This window comes from Kutzneria sp. NPDC051319 (assembly GCF_040682195.1).
GTDB lineage: Bacteria > Actinomycetota > Actinomycetes > Mycobacteriales > Pseudonocardiaceae > Kutzneria.
This window is the reverse complement of the sequence record NZ_JBFBAM010000022.1, coordinates 54,473-78,312: the sequence shown is the minus strand read 5'-3', so window position 1 is coordinate 78,312 and position 23,840 is coordinate 54,473. Positions and strand designations below refer to the sequence as shown.

Genomic DNA, 23,840 nt, shown 5'->3' with positions numbered 1-23,840 from the left:
CCGCTGAACGGCGGCCGACGGCTGCGGACCGGCCTGTGCCGCGGTCACGCCCACGACGTCATGAGTGAACGTTCCTTCCTTGCCCACAACGAATGTTTGCGGTAACACTGAGGTCACGTGTGGTCCTCCGCTGGACAACGCCGTCTTGTGAGGTGGAGCGTGATCGCAGTGCTGCCGTGCCCTGCTCGCCCGACGCTCGCGGACGTGGCGCGGGCGGCCGGGGTTTCCTCGGCGACCGCGTCCCGTGTGCTCAACGGTTTTCCACGGGTGCGGGCCGAGACCCGGCAACAGGTCGAGTCGGCGATGGTCGCGCTGGGCTACGAACGCCAGCGCGCCGCCCGCACGGCCAGCGCGCCACGCACCCGGTCGATCGCGTTCGTGGTGTGCGAGGAGGGCCTGCGGCTGTTCTCCGATCCCTACTTCGGCCGGATCGTGGCCGGCGTCAGCCGCGAGGTGTCCGCCGCCGGGATGCAACTGCTGCTGTTACCGGTTCCGTCCACAAGGGACTGTCAGGAACCGGCGATGAACTATCTGAGCAACGGTCATGTCGACGGCGCGCTGTTCGTCAGCATGCACGGCCGCAGTCCGCTGGACATGGACCGGATCGACGTCCCCGTGGTCATCGGCGGCCGGCCGGTGCACGGCAGCGAGGACGACCAGTTCTCCTACGTCGACGCGGACAACTTCGGCGGGGCGGCGCGGGCCGTTCGACACCTCGTCGACAGCGGCCGCTCGCTGATCGCGACGGTGGCGGGGCCGCGGGACATGACCGTGGGACTGGACCGGCTCGCCGGCTACCGCCGCGTCATGGTCGACGCGGAGCGGTCCGATCACGGCCTGGTGTTCTTCGGCGACTTCGGCCAGGCCTCCGGCGAGCACGCGACGGCCCGGCTGCTGGAGCGCCGGCCGGACGTGGACGCCATCTTCACCGCGTCGGACCTGATGGCCGTCGGGGTGCTGCGCGCCCTGCGCCGGGCCGGCCGGCGGGTGCCCGACGACGTCGCCGTGATCGGCTTCGACGACCTGCCCATCGGCCGGCACACCGATCCCCCGCTGACCACCGTCCGCCAGCCGGTCGAGGAGATGGGCGCACGGATGACCCGCGAACTGCTCGGCCTCATTTTCGACGGGCCGTCCGCGCCCCGACGGATCGTGCTCGACACGGAACTGGTGCTGCGCGCCTCGGCGTGACGGCGCTCAGGTGGCCACGAAGATCCGCACGTCCCAGGCCCCCAGCCGCACCACGGCGCCGCTGGGCACCCAACTGCCGTCCAGCACGTCCGTCAGGCTGGTCGGGGCCGGAGCCTGGACGGGCTGCCAGCTCCAGTTGTGCACCACATGCACGCGCCGGCCGTCCGTGCCGGTCCCCGTCATCACGGTCACGGACTCGGGCCGCTCCCACCAGCCGCTGACCGGTTCCGGCGCCAGCCAGGCGGCCAACGCCCGGGCCAGGCCGGGTCCGGGCACGGTGCCGACGCAGGTGATCCGGCCGGCTTCGTGACGGTGGGTGGTGGCCGCCGGCCAGCGGCCGAAGTGCGGATGGTCGTACTCGGCCAGCACTTCGGCCCCGTCGACGGTCAGACCGTCCACCCAGCGGGTCGCGGTGGCGTCCGCCGGCGCCTTGAGCGGACTGCCGGGCGCCGCCCGGACCGGCAGGTCGGCGGCGAGGTTGCTGAACTCGTCGTACCAGGCGCCCGCGGCCTCGGCCAACCGCGACTCACGACGGGCCCGCGCCTCCTGATCGGCGTAACCGGTGCGTGGCCCCAGAACCAGGTGGCCGCCGGCGGCCGCGTAGGCCACCAGCCAGTCGAGCATGGCGTCGTCGGCGAGGTACAGGCCGGCCGCGATCAGCGCCGGATGGCGGCGCGCGGCCAGGTCGGGCGGAATCTCGCCGAGCTGGCGGGCGTGGTAGATCCGCACCTGGCGGCCGGCGTCGAACGCGCCGCGGTAGAACGGGTCGAAGATGTGGTCGTATGCGGCGGGATCCGGGTCGCCGTCGGGCTTGCCCAGCGGCGGGTACTTCTGCATCAGCCACTTGCTCGGCGCCGAGTGGACCATCGCGATGTCGGCGTCCGGCCGGATGCCGGCGACCAGCGCGCCGGCCGTGTCGAACTCCGCGCCGAGACGGGCGATCTCGGCGTAGACCCGGCCCGGGCGGCCGCTGTGCGGCAGGACCCCGCCCCAGTACGTCTCGGTGCCGAAGTGCAGCGTGTGCCAGTGCCAGTACTCGATCATCCGCGCCCCGCGGGCGACCAGCGCCCAGGCCGCCTGCCGCCATTGGCCGTCGTAGCCGGGCCGGTTGTCCCACGGCGAGCTGATCGCCTGGGCGTTGGTCTCGGTGACCAGGAACGGCTCCTGCCGGGAGGAGAAGATCCGGTCGGCGCTGCGGACCAGCGCCCACACCCCGGTCGACAGCCACTGGTGTTCGCGGCCGCCGGTGGGATCGGGCAGTTCGAGGCCGTCCTGCATGTCGTAGTAGGGGTTTCCGGCGGTCACGTCCAGGCCGGCGGTCAGCTCGTCGTCGGCCAGCGCCGGGTGCCCGTAGGCGATGCAGGTGGTGACGAACTGCTCGGGGCGGGCGTGCTCCCGGACGATGTCCGCCTGCCAGGCCACGAACTCGGTGGTCTGGCGGGCCAGGAACGCCCGCCAGGCCACGTCGTACTGCGGCTGGGCGTTGCCGTCCGGGGTCCACAGGTCGGCCCAGGTGGACAGCCGGTGCGACCAGTAGACCAGGCCCCATTCGCGGTTGAGGGTCTCGACGTCGCCGTACACGGCCCGCAGGTGGTCCACGAAACGCTGGAACACGCCGTGGTTGTGCGGCAGGCGCAGTCCCGGCTCGTTGTCGACCTGGAAACCGATCACCGCTTGGTGCCCGGCGTAGCGGCCGAGGATCGCCCGGGTCACCCGCTCGGCGTGGAAGCGGAACGCCGGGTGGGAGAAGTCGACCTCCTGGCGGGCGCCCCAGCCGATACGCTGCCCGGTGGCGTGCTCGGCGGCGATCTCCGGGCACTGCCGGGAAAGCCAGGGCGGCACCGCGTACGTCGGCGTGCCCAGCACGACCGCGATGCCCCGCTCGTGGGCGCCGTCGAGCACCGGCTCCAGCCAGTCGAGCTCGAACCGCCCGTTGTCCGGTTCCCAGGTGGACCAGACGGACTCGCCGACGCGGATCACGGTGAACCTCGCCGCCGCCATCAGGTCCAGGTCGGTCTTGAGCCGGTCCTCGGGCTGGTACTCGTGGTAGTAGGCGGCGCCGAACAGGACGCGGTCGGCCATGCGGTACCTCCGGAGGGGAAGGCGGCCGGGCCCCCTGGTCCCGGCCGCCGGATCATCAGGACGAGGCGCCGGTCACCGCGCTGCCCGACTTCGTCACGTGGTACGTGACGGTGGCGCCGCTCCAGAAGTGGAAGGTCAGCGTCACCGGCGCGTTGTCGTTGACCGCCTTGAAGAAGTCGGCGGTGAGGACGATGCCGCTGTTGGCGTAGTCGGGTGCGAAGGCGCTGTTGAACTGCTGGTAGGAGGTCCAGTTAGCGGGGCCGGCGTTGGTGCCGTCGGCGTACTTGGCCTCCATGGTGGCCAGCACGTCACCGCGGAACTGGGTGGGCACGGTGAAGGAGCTCGTCGTGCCGGTGGCGGCGGACAGCGCAGGCGGGTCGTTCGTGATCACCTTGAGCTGCCACGGAAGCCCGGCGGAGAACCGAGCCTCGATCGTCGCGTTCACCCCGTACGCCCGGTTGCCGACCAACCGCGTCAGCCCGGCGGCCGTGAGCGTGAGCTGGTCGCCGGAGACCGTGTAGTCCCGGCGCTCGACCAGGCGGGTGTTGCCCTGCCACAGGCCACGGAAGGTCGTGCCGTTGAGGTTCAGTGTCAGCTTCTCGTCGCCGATCGGGCTCGACTTCGGCACGAAGACCAGGTCCGAGGAGGCGGTGGCGGAGCGCGTGCACCAGCTCGACCTGATCTGCGCGACCAGGGCGGGGTCCCGCCACTGCAAGGTGTCGCGGTTGAGGAAGTTGGCGTCGTCCCACAGCTCGCTCGTGACCCCGGCCAGCCGCGCCTGGTAGCCCAGTTCCTCGTAGTACTTGAGCATCTCGCCCCGCTCGACCGTGTCGCTGGTCGGCTCGCTGAGCAGGCCGTACTCGCCGAGGTAGACGGCAATTCCCTTGGCCACGAACGTGTCGTGCATCCGGGCGAACGCGTCGGTCATGTCCTTCTTGACCTGCGCGTCGAACGTGGTGCCGCCGGCGATGTTCACGCTGAACGGCCAGTAGCCGTAGTAGTGCACGGTGGCGACCAGGTAGCGGTCGTGCAGCGAGCTGATCGTGGCGGCCAGGTCGTCCATGAGCTTCTGGTCCGGCGTGCAGCCCAGGGTGGGCAGCACGAGCAGGCGCGTGGCGTTGTTGCCGCCGGACTGGCGCACGATGGTGTGGAACGAGGTGTTCAGCTCGTTCATGAACTGCGTCTTCTGCGCGTCGGTGGCGTTGTTGAACTGCGGCTCGTTGACGCTCTCGAACAGCAGTTTGCTCGACTCGTCGCGGAACTCGGCGGTGATCTGCTGCCAGGTCGCGTCGAAGCGGGCCAGCACCTGGTCGTGCTGGGTGGTCATGTCGGCGATCCACTGCCACGAGTCGTGGTGGACGTTGATCTCGACGTAGAGGCCGTCGGCCAGCGCCCAGTCGACGACCTGCTTGACCCGGCCCAGGAACTTCGGGTCGATCGTGTACGGCGCGGTCGCCGAGGCGTGGCCGCTCCAGGTCACCGGGATCCGGACGCTGTGGAAGCCCTGCGCCCGGATCGTGTCGAACAGGGCCTTGGTGGCGAGCGGGTTGCCCCAGGACGTCTCGTCCGGAATGGCGTCCAGGGTGTTGCCCAGGTTCCAGCCGGGCTGCATGGCCGCCACGGCCTTCATCGGATCCGCGGGCGCCGACTGCGCCGCCGGCGGCGAGGCCGCGCTCGTGCCGGCCGTGAGGCCGGCGGCGGCCAGCGCCAGCAGGACGCTGACCGACATCCGTAACCAGCGTGGTGTCTTCGGCATGGGGTTCCCCTTCTCAGAAGTCGTAGTCGAACCAGTCGAAGTGGACGGTGCCGGCCGTCGCGTACATGCCGAGGACCCGGCCGGTGAAGCCGCCGGCGACCTCGGTCGACAGGTACTTGCCGTCGAGTTCGGCCAGCGCGGTGAGAACCCCGTCGGACTCCACCCCGAGGCGGATCGTGTCGGGTCCGGTGCGTGCGTCCCGCGCGGCCCGGGGCGCGATCTCGATGGCCAGAACCACCGGACCCGCGGGCAGGGGTTGGGACGCCACAATGCTTCTCAGCGGGCCGATGCGGGCGATGACCCGCACTTCGCCGGTGGCGGCCTCGATCTCGTAGTGGTGTTCCTCGTCGAGCCGGACGGCCAGTCCGCCGCGTCCGGTCGAGACGTCGACCAGGGCGCGGGCCTGGCAGGCCGGGTGTTGCTGTCGGCGGCCGACGAACACCACGTCCGGCTGGTTGAGGGAGACGCCGCGTGCGCGCAAGGTCAGCCAGCCCGGCCGGTCCTTGGTGGTGCAGTGTTCGGTAGGACGGTCGCGCAGCGAGATCCAGCACGGCGACAACTCGCCGTGCTCGAAGTCGTCCCGGTGCGAACCGGTGACCTCCGGCCCGGACACCAGGTCGCCGACGACCGGCCAGCCGTCCGTCCACGTCACCGGCGCGAGGAAGGTCTCCCGGCCGAGCACGTGCCAGCCCGGGGTGCCGCCGCCCGGCCGCACCCCGAGCAGCACCAGCCACCACGAACCGTCCTGCGCCTGGACGAGATCGGCGTGGCCGGTGTTCTGGACGGGGTGATCGGTGCTGCGATGGGTGAGGATCGGGTTGGCCGGACACGGCTCGAAGGGGCCGCTGGGCGCGGGACCGCGCGCGATCGACACGCCGTGACCACGCTCGGTGCCGCCCTCGGCGATGAGCAGGTACCAGTAGTCCCCGATCTGGTACAGGTGCGGTGCTTCCGGGGCCTTCGCGCCGGGCGCGCCGGACCAGAGTTGTCGCGGCGGGCCGAAAACCTCGCCCGTGTGCGGGTCGATGCGCACCTGGTGCACGCCGGCGACGGTGCACCAGCAGGCGCCGTCGGCGTCCCAGGCCAGATCCGGGTCGATGCCCGGGACATCGGGCAGCCGCACCGGGTCCGACCAGGGGCCGGCCGGATCCGTCGCGGTGCACAGCAGGTTGCCGCCGTCGCTGACGTTCGTCACGATCAGCCAGAACCGGCCGTCGTGGTGGCGCAGCGTCGGCGCGTAGATGCCGCCGGACGAGGGCGTGTCGAGCGGCAGGCGGAGCTGGCTCGGCCGGTCGAGGGCGTTGCCGATCTGCGTCCAGTGCAGCAGGTCACGGCTGTGGAAGACCGGCACCCCGGGGAAGTACTCGAAACTGGAGCACACGAGGTAGTAGTCCTCGCCCACCCGGCAGATGCTCGGATCCGGGTGAAACCCCGGAATCACTGGACAGTACTGCTCCTCCATCGGGTCAACTCCTTTCGTGGTCAGGTGATGCGGAGCAGCACCGCCGACGGGGCGTCGACGAGGGTCAGCGTGAGTTCGGCCGAGTCCGGATCCCACGTCGGGACGGTGCGGCTCGCGGCCGGGTAGAGCACGTCCACGGTCGTGCCGCGAACCTGGGGCAGGCGCAGGGTTGTCGTGGGTTCGCCGCCACGCCGCCAAGCGGTGACGTAGGTGGTCGTGGGCACGCTCAGGGCGAGCGCGAGCCAGGGGTCGTTCCATGCCGGGAGGCCGAGCGGCCAGGACGGAACGGCCTGCGGCAGGTCGGCGCGGATGGCCTTGTACACGGCCACGGCCTCGTGCACGAGGGCGCGGGCATCGGGCCGGAGATCGGGCAGCAGCCCGGAAAGGTGGATACGGCCGAGCAGCGCGCTGGCCATCGTGAACGCCACCTCGTCGAGGGAGTCCTCGGGCTGCGGATACGCCCAGACCGCGCCTTGCTCGGGTGTGACGGCGGTGGGCGCGGCGGCGGCGATTGCCGCGTAGTGCCGGAGGTTCTGTTGGTCGCTGGTGGAATGCAGCTGCAAGCGGGACAGCAGTGCGTGGTCCGAACGCATGCCGCCGGAGGCGCAGTTCTCCAGCACCAGCCGGGGATGGCGATCGAGCACACCGTCCAGCCAGTCGAGGTGGGCCCGATTGTGGCCCAGCAGCCCAGCTCCCGGTGTCTCGCCGGGGTGGCTGCTCGTGCCGCTGCCGGCGTCGACGTTGTAGTCGAGCTTGAGGTAGCCGACGCCGCACTCGCCGACGAGGCGGTCCACCACCTCGTCGAGATGGGCACGGGCGGCGGGGTGGCGCAGGTCCAGGTGGTGACGGCCGGTTTCGGTCACGCGCACCCCGTCGCGGCGGAAGAACGCCTCGTCGGGCAGGGACTTGGCGACGGGGCTCCGGACGCCCACCACCTCCGGTTCGAGCCACAGCCCGGGGACCATGCCACGCTCCCGGATCCGGTCCAGGACCTCCTGAATGCCGCGCGGTCCGGGAAAGCGGGTGACGGACGGTTCCCAGGCGCCGACGCTGTCCCACCAGCCGTCGCTGTCGTCGTACCAGCCGGCGTCGATCACGAAGTACTCCGCGCCGGCCTCGGCGGCCGCCTCGATCAACGGCAGCAGTGCGGCGGTGGTGGGATCGCCCATCAGGCAGTTCATGTAGTCGTTGAAGACGACCGGGAGGTGACGATGGTCGTCGTGCGGACGGCGGGCGGCCCGGCGGTAGCGGGTCAGCGCGCCGAAGGCGGCGTCGAGTCCCTCCTCCACCGCGACAGCGACGGGCACGGTGCGGAACGCGGCGCCGGGTTCGAGCGGGTGCCGCCAGCCGTGCTCCCGGTCGCCGGGTCCAGACAACGCGAGGTAGACGCGATCCTCGCGGTCGCCGCACTCCCAGCGCCAGGCGCCGCTGTTGTGCTCGACCTGCCACAGCCACGTCCGGCCCGACCGGCGGTCGGTCAGGCCGCCCATCGGCAGCGATCCGGCGCTGGACCAGGTCCCCCGTCCGGTCCGGGCCACGCATCCCTTTCCGTTGGGGTAGCGGACGCGGTCGCTCAGCTCGGGCGATGCCTGCCGGAGCGACCGGCGCTGCCAACGGTATTCGGCAAGCCAGTCGTTCTCCGCCCACAGCACGTTCGTGGTGTCCACGTCCGCGGTGAGGCCGTCGAGGACGAGGGAGGTGACGGACTCCAGGTGCAGGGTGGATTCCCCCTCGTTGCGCAGCACGACCTCGCCGCGCAGCACGGGAATCCCGTCCGGGGACCGGAACACCACCTGTGCCGCCAGGCCCGTGAGCGGGTCGTGGAGATCGACCGTCAGCACATGCCAGTCGCCGTCACGGAAGGCGCGGTGCGTCCGGTACCGCAGCCGTGCGCCGATGGCCGTGTCCACCAGGCGATCGCTCGACCAGCGCCGCCCGTGGCCGGCCGCCGTGACCTCCACCAACGGCAACGGCGCGGCTGCCTGTTCGCCGCCCGGCAGGCTGAGGCGCACGGCGTTGTCCTCGTCGATGCCGAGCTCGACTTCCAGGGCGTTGTGGCCCCAGTGGATCGTGTTGGTCACGGCAGCCTTTCTCGCGAGCCGGGCCGGAGAACTCAGGGCAGACTCAGCACGACGCAACCGCCGGGCGGCAGCTCATGCGCGGTCGTATCGGTGAGCAGGTCGTGGCCAGGCGCCGGCAGGGGCATGACATCGGCGGTGTGGTTGAGCACGATCAGCCACCGCCGGCCGTCCTCGGCGTGCCTGGTGACGGCTTCGACGCCGAACGGCAGGTCCGGCAGATCCGGCCCGACGCCGGTCCCGGCCAGCAGCCGGTCGACCAGCACGGCGTAGTTCGCGTCGTCGAGCCGGGTGGACAGGTACCAGCCGTGGCCGTCGCCGAAGCGATGCCGGGTGAGCGCCGCGCCGCCGGCGAGCATGCCGCCGGTGTACGTGGCGACGGCCTCCGCCCCGTCGAGGCGCACGGATTCGCTCCACACCGTGCCGTGCGAGCCGTCGGAGAGGACGACCTGCTCGCCACTGCCCAGAGGACGGTACTCATCGACGCGGATGCCCAACGCCGCACGCAGTGGCGCGGCGGGATAGCCACCGAGGCGGGCGTGCAGGCGGGCGTCGACAACGCCGCTGAAGTGCTGGACCAGCAGCGTGCCGCCGCCGGCGACGTAGCGGCGCAGGTTTTCCGCGCTGGCATCGGAAAGCAGGAACAACGCCGGCGCCAGCACCAGTCGGTACCGGCTCAGGTCGTCGTCGGGCCGGGCGAAATCCGTGGTGACGCCGGCATCCCACAGCGCTCGGTGCGCCCGGCGCAGCGGGCCGAGGTAGTCGAGCTCCGCCGATGGCAGGCCGTCGCCGTTCATGGCCCACCACGAGTCGGAATCGTGCAGCACGGCCACTTCCGCCCGCACGGTCGACCCGGCCAGCTCCCCGAGCCGGCCGAGGGCCGCACCCAGCGCCGTCACCTCACGGAAGACGCGGCTGTCCGCGCCGGCGTGCGGCACCATCGCCGAATGCCACATCTCGGCGCCGGCACGGGACTGCCGCCACTGGAAGAACAGCGCCCCGTCCGAGCCGTGCGCGACGTGGCCGAGGCTGTGCCGCAGGATCTCGCCCGGTTCCTTGGCCAGCACCCGATCGCCGGCGTAGACGGTGTTCGTGCCCTGCTCCATCAACAGCCACGGCCGGCCGCCGCCGAACGACCGGGCGCGGTCTCCCCCGAACGCGGTGTCGGCGGCCGCGTCGACGCCGGGCGCGATCGGATAGTGGTCGATGGTCACGACGTCGACCTCCCGGCCGAACGCCCACAGGTCGAGGTTCTGATAGCCGGGCACCATGAGGTTGGTGGTCACCGGCCGGTCGCTGTGGGCCCGGATGGCGTCGCGCTGGTCGACGTAGGCCGCGAGGGCCTCGTCGGACCAGAACCGGCTGAAGTCCAGTGCCTGCGCGGGGTTGTGGTGCCACTGCGTCGCACGCGGCGGGAGCACCTGGTCCCAGCTCGTGTAGTGCTGGCTCCAGAAGGCCGTGCCCCACGCCTCGTTCAGCGCGTCGAGCGAGCCGTGTCGGGTGTGCAGCCACACGCGGAACGACGCCGCGACGTGGTCGCACCAGCACAGGGTCATGTACTCGTTGTGGACGTGCCACATCGCCACCGCGGGGTGGTCGCCGTAGCGCTCGGCGAGCGCCAGGGCGACCCGCCGGGCGGCGCCGCGGTAGGCCGGGGCGGCCAGGCAGTAGGTGTCACGGCTGCCGTGCACCAGCTTCGTGCCGTCGGAACGCACCGGCAGCGCGTCCGGGTGGGCCAGCGTGAACCACGGTGGCGGGGATGCCGTGGGCGTGGCGAGGTCGACGGCAATCCCGTTGGCGTGCAGGCGATCCAGGTGGGCGTCGAGCCAGCCGAAGTCGAAGTGGCCCTCCTTCGGCTCCAGCAGGGCCCAGGAGAAGACGCCGACCGTGGCCAGGTTGACCCCGGCCCGGCGCATCAGCTCGTCGTCCTCCTCCCACACGGACTTGTCCCACTGCTCGGGGTTGTAGTCCCCGCCGAACGCCAGTCCGCCGAGCCGCCGCACCAGACGCCGCGTCGTCATGACTCCACCCGAATCGGCAGCCGGGCGTCATCGCGCAGGAACAACGGGATCCGGTCGATCGGAGCGGCCACGGTGACCATCTGGCCGCCCTCGTGCTCCGCCCCCGTCCACGCGTCCGTCCAGCGCGCGCCGCCGGGCAGATACACGGCCCGGTCCCGGACGCCGGCCGCCGTGACCGGCGCGACGAGCAGGTCGGGGCCGAGCAGGAAGGCGTCCTCAACGAGCCATGCCCCCGGGTCGTCGGGGAATTCCAGGAACAGCGGGCGCATCGGTGGGAGGCCGGTTTCGGCGGCGGCCCGCATCTGGGCCGTGACGTACGGGAGAAGACGCTCGCGCAGCCTCATGTGCTCGGCGAGGATCTCGTAGGCCTCGTCGCCGTAGGACCAGACCTCGTTGGGCAGGCCGGTCATCGCCGGTTCGAGGACCTGGGACGGGCCGCGGAAGCCGTGCAGGCGGAACAGCGGGCAGAAGGCTCCGTACTGGAACCACCGCACCAGCACCTCACGGTAGGCCGGGTCGTCCGGGTCGCCGCCGTGGAAGCCGCCGATGTCCGTTGTCCACCAGGGGATCCCGGACATCATCACGTTCAGTCCGGCCTTGATCTGCGTGCGCAGCGACGCGAAGTCCGTGCCGATGTCGCCGGACCACAGCGCCGCCCCGTAGCGCTGTGCGCCCGCCCATGACGAGCGGTTGAGCGAGACGATCTCGGTCTCCCCCGCCGCCCGCAGGCCGTCGTGCACCATGCGGGCGTTCTCCCGCGGGTAGAGGTTGCCCACCTCCAGGCCGGGACCGGCGTGGTAGCGCAGGCCGTTCTGGTGGCCGGGCTTGAGTTCCGGCTCGGACGCGTCCAGCCAGAAGACCTTGACGCCGAGCTCGTGGTAGCCGCGGCGGATCTGCTCCCAGACGTAGTCCCGGGCCTCGGGGTTGGTGGCGTCGTAGAAGGCGACCTGCGCGGAGTAGGCGCCGAGGCCCTTGTCCGGCCAGTCGGCGTGCGCGACCGGGCCGTACTCGGAGCCGATGAACAGGCCCTGGTCCAGCATCGGGTGGAAGTTGTCGCTGCCCGGCGAGACCGACGGCCACACCGACACCATCAGCTTCACGCCCAGCTCGTCCAGCTCGCGGACCATGGCCGCCGGGTCGGGCCATTCGGCCGGGTCGAAGCGCCACTCGCCCAGGTGCGTCCAGTGGAAGAAATCGCTGACGATCACCGACAGCGGCAGGCCGCGGCGCTTGTACTCGCGGGCTACCTCCAGCAGCTCCTCCTGCGTGCGGTAACGGAGCTTGCACTGCCAGAACCCGGCGGCCCACTCGGGGAGCTCGGGGGCGTGGCCGGTCGCGTCGGCGTAGCGGCGGAGCACGTCGGCGGGCCGGCCGGCGGTGATCCAGTAGTCGATCTGGCGGGCGCTGTCGGAGACCCAGCGGGTGCCGGTCTCGGCCAGCTCCACGCGGCCGATGGCCGGCGAGTTCCACAGCAGCCCGTAGCCGCGGTCGGAAACCAGCAGCGGGATGGTCACTTCCCCGTTGCGCTGGACGAGGTCGACGACCGCGCCCTTCTGGTCGAGCCGGCCGTGGGTGTGCTGGCCCAGCCCGTAGAGCCGCTCGCCGGGGTAGGCCTGGAAGCGCTGTTCGAGGCGGTGGTAGCCGTTGCCGGTGGCCGTGGCCAGGCGGGGGCCGGGCCACCAGAAGTGGGCGGGCTGCTCGGCCAGCAGCTCACTGCCGTCCTCGGTGCGCAGGAACGTCAGTCGTCCGGCGGCCGCGGGGAGGTCGGGCGTGAGTCGGCTCTCGGTGCCGGCGTCGACGCACACGGCGATGGCGCCGTTGGCCAGCGTCGCGTAGTGCTCGTTGACGGAGATCTCCGCCTTGCCGCCGTGAGGTGGGGCGGCCAGCAGGGCGCCGGGTAGGTCGTCGACGAGCGGTCCGCCGTAGGCGACCCGGACCCGGATGGCGTCGGGCCCCCAGGGCTCGATGCGCAGGGTCTCGCCGTGGGCCCGCCATTCGAGGGCGTCGCCGAGGTCGCGGAAGTGCATGTGGTGCTCCTTGTTCAGGGCGCGCGGAACCAGACCGTGCGGCCGGCACGGTCTTGCGGTGCGGCTCTAGCGCGGGGCGGGGCCGGTGCTCTCGCGGACGGTCAGGACGGGGGTGAGCAGGACGAGTTCGTCGCCGGGCCGGTCGCCGCGGCCGGCGGCGGCGATCCGGCCCAGCACCTGTTCGACGGCGACGCGGCCGAGTTGCTTGGTCGGCCCGGTCACCGCGGTGAGCCGGGGCGAGTACTGCTCCGCCAGCTGCTCCGGGCACAGCGCCACCACCGAGGCGTCCTCCGGCACCGTGCGACCCATTCCGCGCAGCAGGTTGAGCAGTGGGCCGATCGCGCCTTCGTTCTGCACCACGAAACCGGTGGTGTCCGGACGGTCGGCCAGGATCCGGGCCAGCGTGCCGGCCGTGCTCTCATACGTGCCCTCGCAGGACCGGTGCAGGAACCGCAGGCCGCGCTGATCGGCCCGGGCGCGGAAGCCGGTCAGCGTGCGTTCGGCGTAGCCGGCATGCCGGTGGTAGACGCCCGCGCCGTAGCCGATGAACGCGATCTCGCGGTGGCCGAGGTCGGCCAGGTGATCCGCGCACATCGCCCCGGCGGCGGTGAAGTCGTGATCCACACAGGAAAGGCCGGCCGTGTTGTCGGGCAGTCCGATGAGCGCGGCCTGCGTGCCCTGCGCGCGTAATGCCGGAATGCGCTCATCGTCCAGCTCGACGTCCATCAGGATCACGCCGTCGGCCAGCCCGCTGGCCGCGACCCGCCGCACCCCGTCGACGCCCTCGTCGTTGGTGATCAGCAGCACGTCGTAGCCGTGCCGGCGGGCGGCCATGGTGACCGAGATGGCGATCTCCATCATGATCGGCACGTACACGTCCGCACGCAGCGGCACCACCAGGGCGACGATGTGCGAGCGGCGGGCGGCCAGCGCGCGGGCGCCGGCGTTGGGGTGGTAGCCCAGCTCGATGACGGACTGCTCGACCCGGCGGCGGGTCTGCTCGGAGATCGAGCGCTTGCCGCTGAGCACGTAGCTGACGGTGCTGGCCGAGACGCCCGCGTGCTTGGCCACATCGGCGAGTGTCGCCATCGGTGGTGCTCCTGCTTCCTCGGGTCAGCCTTTGATCGCGCCGGTGAGCACACCGGCGCGGAAGTGCTTCTGCACGAATGGATACACGATCAGCAGCGGCACCAGGGTCAACACCACCACCGCCATCTGCAGCGACAGCGGCGCGGTCTGGGCGTGGGTGCTGCCGAAACCGGAGTTGACCGAGCCCGGCAGCCCGTTGCCCCGGTTGACGAACGTCAGCAGCACGTACTGCAGCGGCCACTTGGCGCTGTCGGTCGGCATGTACAGCATCACGTTGAAGAACGAGTTCCAGTAGCCGACCGCGTAGAACAGGGCGATCACCGCGGTCACCGCCCGCGACGTGGGCAGCACCACCGACCACAGGATCCGCCACTCCCCCGCGCCGTCCATCCGCGCCGCGTCGACCAGGTCGGCCGAGGTGCTCGAGTAGAACGACCGCAGCACCAGGATGTTGAACACCGACACCGCGCTGGGCAGGATCAGCGCCCACCACTGGTCGTAGCCGCCGAGGCCGGTCACCACCAGGAAGCTGGGGATCAGGCCACCGCTGACGAACATGGTGACGATCAGCAGGAACAACAGGAACCGGTGCCCCAGCGAGCGGGGCCGCGACAGGCCGTAGGCGCACAGCACCGACACCACCATCGACACCAGGGTGCCGACCAGCGTGATGCCCAGGCTGACCAGCAGCGATGTCCGCACGGTCGGGTCGCCGAGCATCTCCCGGTACGGCTCCAGCGTCAGCCCGTCCGGCCAGATCACCAGACCGCCGGCCCGGTTGACCGCGCCCGGCGTGGACAGGCTGGTCACCACGATGATCCACAGCGGCACCACGACCACCGCCAGCATCGTGCCGAGGGTCAGCCCCTTGGCGGCCTGGCCGACCGTGGTCGGCGGTTCCTCCCACGGCGCCCGGTTCCCGCGCCGCGCAGCGGCCCGGGGCGGGGCGGACGTCGTCGGACCGCGTTCGATCGTCATCGTCATTTTCGGTACAACCCGTCCTCGCCGAAGGCGTGCGCCAGCTTGTTCGCGCCCCAGATGAGCAGCAGCGAGATGATGCTCTTGAACAGGCCCGCCGCCGCGCCGTAGCTGTAGTTGCCGGTGGCGATGCCGTAGTAGAAGGAGAAGGTGTCCAGCACGTCGGCCGCGTCGTGGCCCACGGCGTCGCGCTGGACGAGGAACTGCTCGAAGCCCACCGACAGGGCGTTGCCCAGCCGCAGCACCAGCATCAGCACGACCACGCCGCGCAGGCCCGGCAGGGTGATGTGCCACATCCGCCGCCACCGCCCCGCCCCGTCCGCCGCGGCCGCCTCGTACAGGTCGGTGTTGATCGCGGCCAGCGCGGCCAGGAACACGATGATGCTCCAGCCGGCCTCCTTCCAGATCGCCTGGGAGGTGACCAACAGCGCGAAGGTGTGCGGGTTGGTCATGACATCCCAGGTGCCGATGTCGTGGCCGCGCAGGAACTGGTTGAGCACGCCCGCGCCGCCCAGCATCTGCTGGAAGATCGTGATGGCCAGCACCCACGAGAAGAAGTGCGGCAGGTAGACCACGGACTGCACGAAGTTGCGCAGCCGCTCGGACAACACCGAGTTGAGCAGCAGGGCCAACGCGATCGGGATCGGGAAGAACAACACCAGCTGCACGAAGCTCAGGTAGAGCGTGTTGACCGTCGACTCCCAGAACAGCGGGTCGCCGAGCAGCTGGCCGAACTGCTCCAGCCCGACCCAGCCGCTGTGCCAGACGCCGATCAGCGGGTCGTACTCCTGGAACGCCGTGACCAGCCCGAACAGCGGCGCGTAGTTGAACACCAGCAGCAGCACGACCGCGGGCACGGTCATCAGCAGCAGCGACCGGTCGCGCCGCAGCCGGGTCAGCCAGCTCAACCGCGGCGGCCGGCCGGTGCTCATCGACCCGGTGCTCATTGGCCGGTGCCGTACTTGTTCAGCACGTTGTCGGTCATCCACTGCTTGAGCCGCTCGCCGCCGTTGGACTTCCAGGTGGTGATGGCCGCCTGCACGTCGGAGACCTTCTTCTTGCCGTGATAGCAGTCCTTGATGGTGTCCTCGACGGCCTGCGCGGCGTCGGCGGTGGACGCCCACTGCGGCATGCTGATGTTCATGCTCCAGAACACCGGCTTGGTCAGCGCCTTCACGTTGGCGACCTGCCAGGAGGTGTAGTCCTTGGTGATGGCATCGACACCCGGGCTGCTGACCACCGCCGGCGGGGCGGCCAGGAACGGGAAGGTCTGCGCCTGCACGTTCTTCTTGCCCTCGTCGGTGGCCGTGGGCACGCCGTTCTGCCGGGTGTAGTGCACGCCCTCCACGCCGAAGTTGACCATCGTGTACTCGGCCGTGCCGTACGGGGCGGCCAGATAGTTCGCGACCGCCAGCAGCTCCTCGATCTGCTCGGGCTTCAGGCTCGCGTTCAGGTAGCTCAACTCGCTGGTGGCGGCGCTGAGGTACATGCGCGGCGTGGACTTGCCGTCGGCGGTCAGCGCGTTGAACGCGCCGCGCCGGTAGTTCGGGTTCGCCGCGACGCCGGACTGGTGGTCGGCGAGATTCCACGCGCCGGTCCCATCGCCCCCGATCAGCGTCTTGCCGGCGTAGAACCGGGTGGTGGCGTTGGCGTTGTCGCCGGAGATGACGTCCGGGTGCAGGTACCCGGACGTCGCCAGCTTGTAGTGCCACTCCAGCGCGTCCAGGAACGCCGGCATCTCGTACTTGTGGACCAGCTTGCCGCCGTCGACCCCCCACTTGAACGGGAGCGCCCACGACGTGAAGTTGTAGGTCCACACGTCACCGAAGGCCCACACGCCGCGCTTGGCGTCGGTCAGCTCCTTGCCCAGGTTCATCAGGTCGTCGACGGAGCGCACCTGGCCGGCGGTGATGCCCTTGGCCTCCAGCACGTCGCGGCGATAGAAGATCGCGCCGGCGACGGCGAAGCCGCTGGAGAACGACGGGATGCCGTACAGCTTGTCGCCCCAGGCGCCGGCCCGCCACGCGCCGGTCGGGATGGCGGCGAGGTTCGGGTACTTCTTGATCTTGTCGCCGGCCAGGTACGGCGTCAGGTCGGCCAGCTGCGTGCCGGCCAGCTCGCCGACGTTGAAGTTCGGGTTCCACCAGCTCGGCAGCTGGATCCAGTCCGGCAGCTTCCGGGCCGCCGTCATGGTCGGGATGATCGTGGCGTAGTTGTTGCCGTCGGCCGGCTTCATCGCGAGGGTGACGCCCAGCGCCGCGTTCATGGCCTGGTAGAAGGAGTTGTCGGCGGTCGGCACGGTGCCCCACAGCGGCGTGACCGCGGTGTAGCTGCCGCCCTTGCCCGGCTTGCCGGAGACGGTGGCGACCGGGTTGGCCGGGTAGCTGAGGAAGCCGGGATCGGTCAGCACGTCCGGTCCGCCCGCAACCGACGGGATGTCCGGCTTGACCGGTGTGCTCGGCACGTAGGCGGGCAACGCGGCCTTCAGGCCGGCCTCGCTGTTCGCGCCGGTGGTCTGCTGCGCGCCGTCGCCACAGGCGGACAGCAGCGGCGTCGCCGCCGCGGTCCCCGCGATGGCGGCGGCGGCACCCAGGAAGTGTCTGCGGCTCAACTCGTTACCCATGGTGGCGGCGATCCTTCTGCGTTGAAGTGTCGAAGCGCTTGAATTGACGGTGAGACTAGCGACACACATCCGCGTTCGACAAACATTTCGATGAGTCCGAAAAACCCACTACCAGCGGCGTTGACAGCCTCGCGACCGCATGTCACGGTTCGAACCGCTTAAATTCCAGTTTGCGACGAGGGGTTTGCCACGTGAGTTCCCCGGCCGTGCCCACTACCGACCGCCTGCTTTTCCGTGACTCGGCGCTACCGCTGGACAAGCGCATCGACGATCTCGTCGACCGGCTCACGCCCGACGAGCGGATCGCGATGCTGCACCAGTACGCGCCGGCGGTGCCCCGGCTCGGGCTCGGTGCGTTCCGCACCGGGACCGAGGCCCTGCACGGCGTCGCCTGGCTCGGACCGGCGACGGTGTTCCCGCAGGCCGTCGGCCTGGGCGCGACCTGGGACGAGGAGCTGCTGCGCGCCGTCGCCGAAGCCGTGTCGGTCGAGCAGCGGGCTTTCCACCACCACCGCCCACCGCTGGTCGGCGATGGGCCGCACAGCCTGCAGGCATGGGCGCCGGTGGTGAACCTGCTGCGTGACCCGCGCTGGGGACGCAACGAAGAGGGCTACTCCGAGGACCCTGTGCACACCGCGCGGCTGGCGATCGCCTACTGCCGCGGCCTCACCGGCGACGACCCGCGGTACCTGCGCACCGCGCCGGTGCTCAAGCACTTCCTGGCCTACAACAACGAAGACGACCGCTGCACCACGTCCTCCGGCGTGCGGCCGCGGGTGCTGCACGAGTACGACCTCGCCGCGTTCCGGCCGGTCGTGGAATCCGGTGCGGCCACCGGCGCCATGGCCGCGTACAACCTGGTCAACGGGCGCCCCTGCCACGTCACCCCGCTCATCGAGACCCTCCGCGGCTGGGCCGACCAGGAGCTGTTCGTGGTCAGCGACGCCGAGGCGCCGTCCAACCTGGTCGACCCGGAGCACTACTTCGACGACCACGCCGAGTCCCACGCCGCCGCGCTCAAGGCCGGCATCGACAGCTTCACCGACCACGGCGACGACAGCGGCGTCCCGATCGGGCGGCTGCGTGAGGCGTTGCGACGCGGCCTGATCGACGAGTCCGATGTGGACCGAGCCGTGCGGCGACAGCTGTCGATCCGGTTCCGGCTCGGCGAGTTCGACCCCGACCTCGACCCGTACGCGGGCATCGGGCCGGAGGTGATCGACTGCGCCGAGCACCGGGACCTGGCTCGGCGGTCGACGGTCGAATCCATCGTGCTGCTGCGCAATGACGGCCTGCTGCCCCTTGCCGCGCCACGGGTCGCGGTGATCGGCCCACTCGCGGACATGCTGTGCGAGGACTGGTACAGCGGCACCCTGCCGTACCGGATCACGGTGGCCGACGGCCTGCGCGCGGAGCTCGACGATGTGTCCTGTGTGGACGGATCGGACCGGATCACGTTGCGGTCGAGCACGTCCGGCGAGCCGCTCGGCACCTTCGACGTCGTCGACTGGGGCGGTGAGGCGCTGACCCTGCGTGACGCCGACACGGGCCGCTACCTGAGCCTCCAGGACGACTCCACGCTCGCCGCCGACAAGGAGCTGCTCAAGAGCTGGGAGGTGCGCGAAACCTTCCGTCTGGAGCGGGATGGCGACTCCGTGTTGCTGCGCAGTGTCCTCACCGGACGCTATGCCACCGTGGACGCCGACGGTCGGATCATCGTCACGGCCGAGACGGCGGCGGATGCCGAGCGCTGGCACCGTGAACTGCTGCGCGACGGCATCGCGGAGGCACGGGCCGCGGCGGAGGCGGCCGATGTCGCGGTGGTCGTGCTGGGCAACCACCCGCTCGTCAACGGCCGTGAGACGCAGGACCGCGCGGGGATCGCCCTGCCCGCCGGTCAGGAGGCGCTGCTGCGCGCCGTGGCCGAGGTGCGCCCGGAAACGGCGCTGGTCGTGATGAGCAGCTACCCCTTCGCCCTGGACTGGGCCCACGAGCACCTGCCCGCCGTGGTGTGGATGTCCCACGGCGGGCAGGAATCAGGCAGCGCGCTGGCCGCCGTCCTGCTGGGCCAGGCCGACCCGGCCGGCCGGCTGCCGCAGACCTGGTACCGGGGCGACGACGAGCTCCCGGCCCCCCTCGACTACGACATCGTCAAGGCGGGCTGGACGTACCAGTACCACCGGGCGACCCCGCTGTACCCCTTCGGCCACGGCCTGTCCTACACCGACTTCGCCTACCGCGATCTCCGCCTGTCCAGCGAAGTCATGGGGCAGCACGGTTCCGTGGACGTCGCGGTGACGCTGGCCAACGCCGGTTCCCGGGCCGGCAGCGAGGTCGTCCAGCTCTACGTCCGTGCCCTGGATGCCCGCTACCAGGCGCCACACCTGCGGCTGGCCGACTTCCGCAAGGTCCAGCTCGACCCCGGCCAGAGCCGGGAGCTGACCTTCCACCTGCCGGCCGAGGCGTTGGCCCACTGGGACGTCACCACTAACGCCTTCACGGCCGATCCCGGCGGGTACGAGGTGCTGGTCGCCCGTTCCGCCGGCGATGTCGTGCTCACCGCGCCGCTCGCGGTGAGCGGCCCGGCCCCCGGGCCCCGGCGCGTCGTGGATCGCCGCATCCTGGGCGTCGACTTCGACGACTACGCGGACATCACCATCGTCGACGCCACTCGCGAAACCGGCGACGCGGTCGCCGGAGCCGGGACGCTGTGGTTCCACACCGCCGATCTGTCGGGTGCGGTGCGGGTCGAGGCCGAGGTCAGCCGCGAAGATGGCGAATCGGGCCCGGCTTGCTTGGAGTTCCGGGCCGGCGACCGGCTCCTGGCGGAGATCCCGGTGCCGGCGACCGGGGGCCGCTACGCGTGGACGACCGTGGCCGCCGAGTTCTCGGCGCCGCCGGCCGGCGTTCACGACCTGAGCCTGACCCTGCGCGGCGACTTCCGGCTCGCCGCCTTCCGGTTCACTTCGGCCAACTGAGGAACTCAATGCCTTTGACCGACTCCCCTCTCGGTGAACTCGTGGACTACCGCCCCACGATCCCGACACCGGCGGACTTCGACGCCTTCTGGGAACGCACCCTCGCCGAGGCGCGCCTCCACGGCGGGGCCGTGACGGCCGAACGGGTCACCGACCAGCATCGGCTGCGCACCGTCGAGGTGCACGACGTGCGTTTCCCGGGCTGGAACGGCGAACCGGTGGCGGCATGGCTGCTGCGTCCCCGCGACGCCGACGGTCCGCTGCCGGTCATCGTCACGTGTATCGGTTACAGCGGCGGCCGTGGGCTGCCGACCGACCACCTGCTGTGGTCCGCCGCCGGGTACGCCCAGCTCGTCGTCGACAGCCGCGGACAGGGCCACGACACCCCGGACCGTGGCGAGGGCGACGGCACACAGTGGGCCGGGGGCTTCATGACCCGCGGCATCGACTCCCCCGACCACTACTACTACCGGCGCCTGATGACCGACTGCGTGCGCGCCGCGGACGCGGTCCCGCAACTGCCGGGCCTGGATTCGGATCGGGTGATCATCGCGGGCGGCAGCCAGGGCGGCGGTCTCGCACTCGCCGTCGCCGGGTTGGCGCCGGACCGCGTGGCGGCGGTGATGCCGGATGTGCCGTTCCTGTGCCACTTCCGCCGTGCGGTGGAGATCACCGGCGAGGGGCCGTATGTTGAGCTGGCCAAGTACCTGCGTTGGCACAGCCGACACAACGTGGGGCCGGCCTTCGCCACACTGTCCTATTTCGACGGTGTGCACTTCGCGGCGCGGGCGACGGCGCCGGCGTTGTTCAGCGTCGGCCTGATGGACCCGATCTGCCCGCCCTCCACCGTTTACGCCGCCTTCAACAACTACATGGGCGCGGATCGCACCATGACCGTCTGGCCCTTCGCCGACCACGGCGGCGGCTACGGCTCCAACCCGGCCGCGCAGCTGGCCTGGCTGCACGACCAGGGCCTGAACCCGAAGTAGCCGCGTCGAGGTGACGCCCCCGGCCGGGGTGCCGGGGGCGTCGGTCTCGTCACGGCGAGGAGCAGCTCACCGTGGGCTGCGCGGGATTGGACCCGGTCACGTTCATGGTGAGCCCGAACGTGGTCGAGCCGTCGGCCGGCACGGTCCGGTTCCAGTCCGCGTTGCGGACCACCGTGAGCGACCCGGCCTGCGTCATCGTCCCGTTCCACACGCTGCCCACCGTCTGCCCCGCCGGCTGCGTCCAGCTGACGGTCCAGCCGTTGATCGGCGCGGTGCCGTGGTTCATCACCTGGACGGTGGCCTGGTAGCCGCCGCTCCACTGGTTGGTGATGTCGAACTCGGCCATGCAGCCGTGGTCGCCGTCGCCGGGCGGCGGTGGCGGTGGCGCGTCCTTGACGCCGGTGACCTCGCCGTGGCCGCCGTCGAAGGTGACGTCCGAGCAGCCGTAGAAGGTCTCGGCGCTGTCGGACCGCTTCCACACCGAGTAGATGATGTGCCGGCCGGTCTTGTTCGCCGGCAGGGCCCCGGACCAGTCGTACTGGCCGTTCACGGTGCCGACCTGCCCGGTCACCGGCGGGTGGTCGACGCTGAGGAACGGCTGGTCCTCCAACTCGTCCCAGGTCAGCGGCTTGCTCGGATCCCAGCCGTCCTTGGTGACGTAGGTGTAGAACCAGCCGGGATGGGCCGCCCAGGCGTTGTAGGCGAAGTCGAAGTTCGCGCCGGCCGTGAGATGGGTGATCGGCCAGTCGCCGACCTGGTCGAAGCCGGCGTAGTTGGGGTTGCCGCCGCTGCACAGCTTGCCGTCGGGGATGAAGCCGCGGGTGCGGCCGGCCCCGTCGGAACGCAGCACGGCGAACCAGTTGTACAGGGAGTTCGCGCCGCTGACGGACACGGCCGCCGAGCAGGCGGGGTTCTGCGGCACGATCTGGCCGGTCGAGCTGAGCCCGTCCTGCCAGCACAGGAACGTGCGGCTGCCCGGTTTCATCATCGCGCCGTGCGCCGAGGCGGGTCCCGCCCCCAGCAGCACCAGGCCCAGGCTCGCCGCCAGCACGGCGAGCGACTTCCACATCTTCACGTCAGCTCACCTCGCAGGTGGTTCCGTCGACGGCGTAACCGGTCGGTTGTGCCGAGGAGGACCCGTTGGCCTGGAAGCCGATCGACGCGCTGGCCCCGGCGGCCAGGGTCGGCGCCCACGCCGGCGCCTTCGCGGTGACGGTCGAGCCGCTCTGGCTCACCGTCGCGTTCCAGCCGTTGACGATCTGCACGCCGCCGGGCTCGGTCCAGCTCAGGCTCCAGTTGGTCAGCGGCGAGCTGCCGGTGTCCTTCAGCGTGACGGTGGCGTTGAAGCCGGTGCTCCAACTGCTGTCCACGTGATAGGCCACGGTGCAGGAGGCCGGTGGCGGCGGCGGGGTGGTGCCGCCTCCGCCCCCGACCGGCGGGATCAGGTACGGCTGGAGGATCGACTGCTTGTTCTGGTCGACGGTCTTCCAGTCGTCCTTCAGGATCCCGCCGGTGTCGCCGGAGTCCGGGTTCCACGACCAGTACGTGAAGCTCATCCCGGTCGGCCCGGTTCCCATGTACGCCAACAGGTTCTGCAGCCACACCTTGTCCTTCGGATCGGACAGGGTGCTGCCGAACTCGCCGACCAGCACCGGCGCGATGTGCTGCTTGACCAGGTAGCCGAAGAAGTGGTCCCACAGCGCCGGCATGTTCGCCGGGAACGTCGGGTCGTCGAACCAGGTCTGATGGAACACCGACGTGGCGTACTCGTGCGCCGAGTAGACCAGCTTGTCCGATTTGGACAGTCGAACGGGGTACTGGGCGGCGGCCGAGAGGTTGCCGCCCCACCAGCCGCACTGCGGATCGCCCGTGCCGGACACGCAGTCGATGCCCTCGACGATGATCAGCACGTCCGGGTTGACCGCGAGGATGGCGTTGCCGCCCCGCTCGGCGGCCAGCCGCCAGTCCGCGGCGGTGGCGCCGCACCCCCAGCAGGCGCCGCCACCACCCTGGATCGTGTGCGGCTCGTTGTGCAGATCCATGCCGACCACGGTCGGATTTCCCTTGTACCGCTGGGCGAGCATGGTCCAGTCGGACAGCCAGCGGCTCTCCGGGTACTGCGCGGTGTACCACAGCGCCGACTGCGCGCCGCTGTCCGGACGGTGCTGGTCGAGCACCACCCGCATGCCCTTGCGGCCGATGTAGTCGATCACCTTGTCCAGCACCTGGATGCCGGACAGGCCGATCAGCTCCGGGTTGGAGTTGGCGTCGATGCTGTTGGGCGTGGAGCCGGGGTCGAACAGCTGGTCGGAGTACGGCACCCGGACGGTGTTGTAGCCCAGGGACGCCATCTGGTCGACCATGTCCTTGTAGTTGCGGGACCACAGGCCGTGGAAGGTGTAGTTGGCGGTCTCCGCGCCGAACCAGTTCAGGCCGGTCATCCGGACCGGCGTGCCGGTCGAGTCGACGATCTGCGAGCCGACGGTGTGGTAGTAGCCACTACCGGTGCCGGCGTCAGTGCTGCTGGGCGCCGCTGGGGCCGGGCTCGCCGTCGTCACGGCGAGCC

Annotated in this window: 15 protein-coding genes; 3 read left to right on the top strand and 12 right to left on the bottom strand. The window is 70.9% G+C overall.

Annotated features, from left to right (window positions below):
* The first annotated feature begins 159 nt into the window (after positions 1–159).
* On the top strand, positions 160–1,191 hold the full coding sequence (locus AB0M73_RS23110) for a LacI family DNA-binding transcriptional regulator (protein ID WP_363893679.1): 1,032 nt from the start codon (positions 160–162) through the stop codon (positions 1,189–1,191).
* A 6-nt stretch (positions 1,192–1,197) separates the two neighbouring features.
* Here AB0M73_RS23110 and AB0M73_RS23105 read toward each other — a convergent pair whose 3' ends face one another.
* The 10 genes from AB0M73_RS23105 to AB0M73_RS23060 form a co-directional block, all read right to left on the bottom strand.
* The gene (locus tag AB0M73_RS23105) at positions 1,198–3,273 is read right to left on the bottom strand and encodes a beta-galactosidase (RefSeq protein ID WP_363893676.1); all 2,076 of its coding nucleotides are present in this window, start codon (positions 3,271–3,273) and stop codon (positions 1,198–1,200) included.
* 55 nt (positions 3,274–3,328) lie between these two features.
* Positions 3,329–5,029 carry a cellulase family glycosylhydrolase gene (locus tag AB0M73_RS23100; RefSeq protein ID WP_363893673.1) on the bottom strand — a complete coding sequence of 567 codons (1,701 nt, stop codon included), beginning with the start codon at positions 5,027–5,029 and terminating at the stop codon, positions 3,329–3,331.
* A gap of 13 nt (positions 5,030–5,042) precedes the next feature.
* Positions 5,043–6,491, bottom strand: coding sequence for a glycoside hydrolase family 43 protein (locus AB0M73_RS23095; protein ID WP_363893670.1), 1,449 nt, complete (start codon positions 6,489–6,491; stop codon positions 5,043–5,045).
* A gap of 20 nt (positions 6,492–6,511) precedes the next feature.
* Positions 6,512–8,572 carry a glycoside hydrolase family 36 protein gene (locus AB0M73_RS23090; protein ID WP_363893667.1) on the bottom strand — a complete coding sequence of 687 codons (2,061 nt, stop codon included), beginning with the start codon at positions 8,570–8,572 and terminating at the stop codon, positions 6,512–6,514.
* Between the two features lie 32 nt (positions 8,573–8,604).
* Complete coding sequence (locus AB0M73_RS23085) at positions 8,605–10,590, bottom strand: beta-galactosidase (protein WP_363893664.1); 1,986 nt, start codon at positions 10,588–10,590, stop codon at positions 8,605–8,607.
* Positions 10,587–12,617, bottom strand: a complete 2,031-nt coding sequence (locus tag AB0M73_RS23080; RefSeq protein WP_363893661.1) for a glycoside hydrolase family 31 protein — start codon at positions 12,615–12,617, stop codon at positions 10,587–10,589. The genes AB0M73_RS23085 and AB0M73_RS23080 overlap by 4 nt, the downstream gene beginning before the upstream one ends.
* A gap of 66 nt (positions 12,618–12,683) precedes the next feature.
* Entirely contained in the window at positions 12,684–13,706 is a 1,023-nt protein-coding gene (locus tag AB0M73_RS23075; RefSeq protein WP_363893658.1) for a LacI family DNA-binding transcriptional regulator, read from the bottom strand.
* Between the two features lie 24 nt (positions 13,707–13,730).
* Entirely contained in the window at positions 13,731–14,684 is a 954-nt protein-coding gene (locus tag AB0M73_RS23070) for a carbohydrate ABC transporter permease (protein ID WP_363893655.1), read from the bottom strand.
* Between the two features lie 2 nt (positions 14,685–14,686).
* The gene (locus AB0M73_RS23065) at positions 14,687–15,631 is read right to left on the bottom strand and encodes an ABC transporter permease subunit (RefSeq protein ID WP_363893652.1); all 945 of its coding nucleotides are present in this window, start codon (positions 15,629–15,631) and stop codon (positions 14,687–14,689) included.
* Complete coding sequence (locus tag AB0M73_RS23060) at positions 15,628–17,307, bottom strand: twin-arginine translocation signal domain-containing protein (RefSeq protein ID WP_363893649.1); 1,680 nt, start codon at positions 17,305–17,307, stop codon at positions 15,628–15,630. The genes AB0M73_RS23065 and AB0M73_RS23060 overlap by 4 nt, the downstream gene beginning before the upstream one ends.
* 191 nt (positions 17,308–17,498) lie before the next feature.
* Here AB0M73_RS23060 and AB0M73_RS23055 point away from each other — a divergent pair, with 191 nt between their 5' ends.
* Together AB0M73_RS23055 and AB0M73_RS23050 are read left to right on the top strand one after the other, a co-directional pair.
* Complete coding sequence (locus AB0M73_RS23055) at positions 17,499–20,285, top strand: glycoside hydrolase family 3 C-terminal domain-containing protein (protein WP_363893646.1); 2,787 nt, start codon at positions 17,499–17,501, stop codon at positions 20,283–20,285.
* 14 nt (positions 20,286–20,299) lie between these two features.
* On the top strand, positions 20,300–21,274 hold the full coding sequence (locus tag AB0M73_RS23050; RefSeq protein WP_363893643.1) for an alpha/beta fold hydrolase: 975 nt from the start codon (positions 20,300–20,302) through the stop codon (positions 21,272–21,274).
* 49 nt (positions 21,275–21,323) lie between these two features.
* Here AB0M73_RS23050 and AB0M73_RS23045 read toward each other — a convergent pair whose 3' ends face one another.
* Together AB0M73_RS23045 and AB0M73_RS23040 are read right to left on the bottom strand one after the other, a co-directional pair.
* Complete coding sequence (locus AB0M73_RS23045) at positions 21,324–22,343, bottom strand: lytic polysaccharide monooxygenase (RefSeq protein WP_363893760.1); 1,020 nt, start codon at positions 22,341–22,343, stop codon at positions 21,324–21,326.
* Between the two features lie 7 nt (positions 22,344–22,350).
* Entirely contained in the window at positions 22,351–23,832 is a 1,482-nt protein-coding gene (locus AB0M73_RS23040; protein WP_363893757.1) for a cellulase family glycosylhydrolase, read from the bottom strand.
* Positions 23,833–23,840 lie beyond the last annotated feature (8 nt).

Excerpts from the sequence above, each read along its gene's own strand:
- AB0M73_RS23105 (WP_363893676.1), bottom strand. The coding sequence starts at position 3,273 with ATGGCCGACCGCGTCCTGTTCGGCGCCGCCTACTACCACGAGTACCAG.
- AB0M73_RS23100 (WP_363893673.1), bottom strand. The coding sequence starts at position 5,029 with ATGCCGAAGACACCACGCTGGTTACGGATGTCGGTCAGCGTCCTGCTG.
- AB0M73_RS23095 (WP_363893670.1), bottom strand. The coding sequence starts at position 6,491 with ATGGAGGAGCAGTACTGTCCAGTGATTCCGGGGTTTCACCCGGATCCG.
- AB0M73_RS23085 (WP_363893664.1), bottom strand. The coding sequence starts at position 10,590 with ATGACGACGCGGCGTCTGGTGCGGCGGCTCGGCGGACTGGCGTTCGGC.
- AB0M73_RS23080 (WP_363893661.1), bottom strand. The coding sequence starts at position 12,617 with ATGCACTTCCGCGACCTCGGCGACGCCCTCGAATGGCGGGCCCACGGC.
- AB0M73_RS23075 (WP_363893658.1), bottom strand. The coding sequence starts at position 13,706 with ATGGCGACACTCGCCGATGTGGCCAAGCACGCGGGCGTCTCGGCCAGC.
- AB0M73_RS23070 (WP_363893655.1), bottom strand. The coding sequence starts at position 14,684 with ATGACGATCGAACGCGGTCCGACGACGTCCGCCCCGCCCCGGGCCGCT.
- AB0M73_RS23065 (WP_363893652.1), bottom strand. The coding sequence starts at position 15,631 with ATGAGCACCGGGTCGATGAGCACCGGCCGGCCGCCGCGGTTGAGCTGG.
- AB0M73_RS23060 (WP_363893649.1), bottom strand. The coding sequence starts at position 17,307 with ATGGGTAACGAGTTGAGCCGCAGACACTTCCTGGGTGCCGCCGCCGCC.
- AB0M73_RS23045 (WP_363893760.1), bottom strand. The coding sequence starts at position 22,343 with ATGTGGAAGTCGCTCGCCGTGCTGGCGGCGAGCCTGGGCCTGGTGCTG.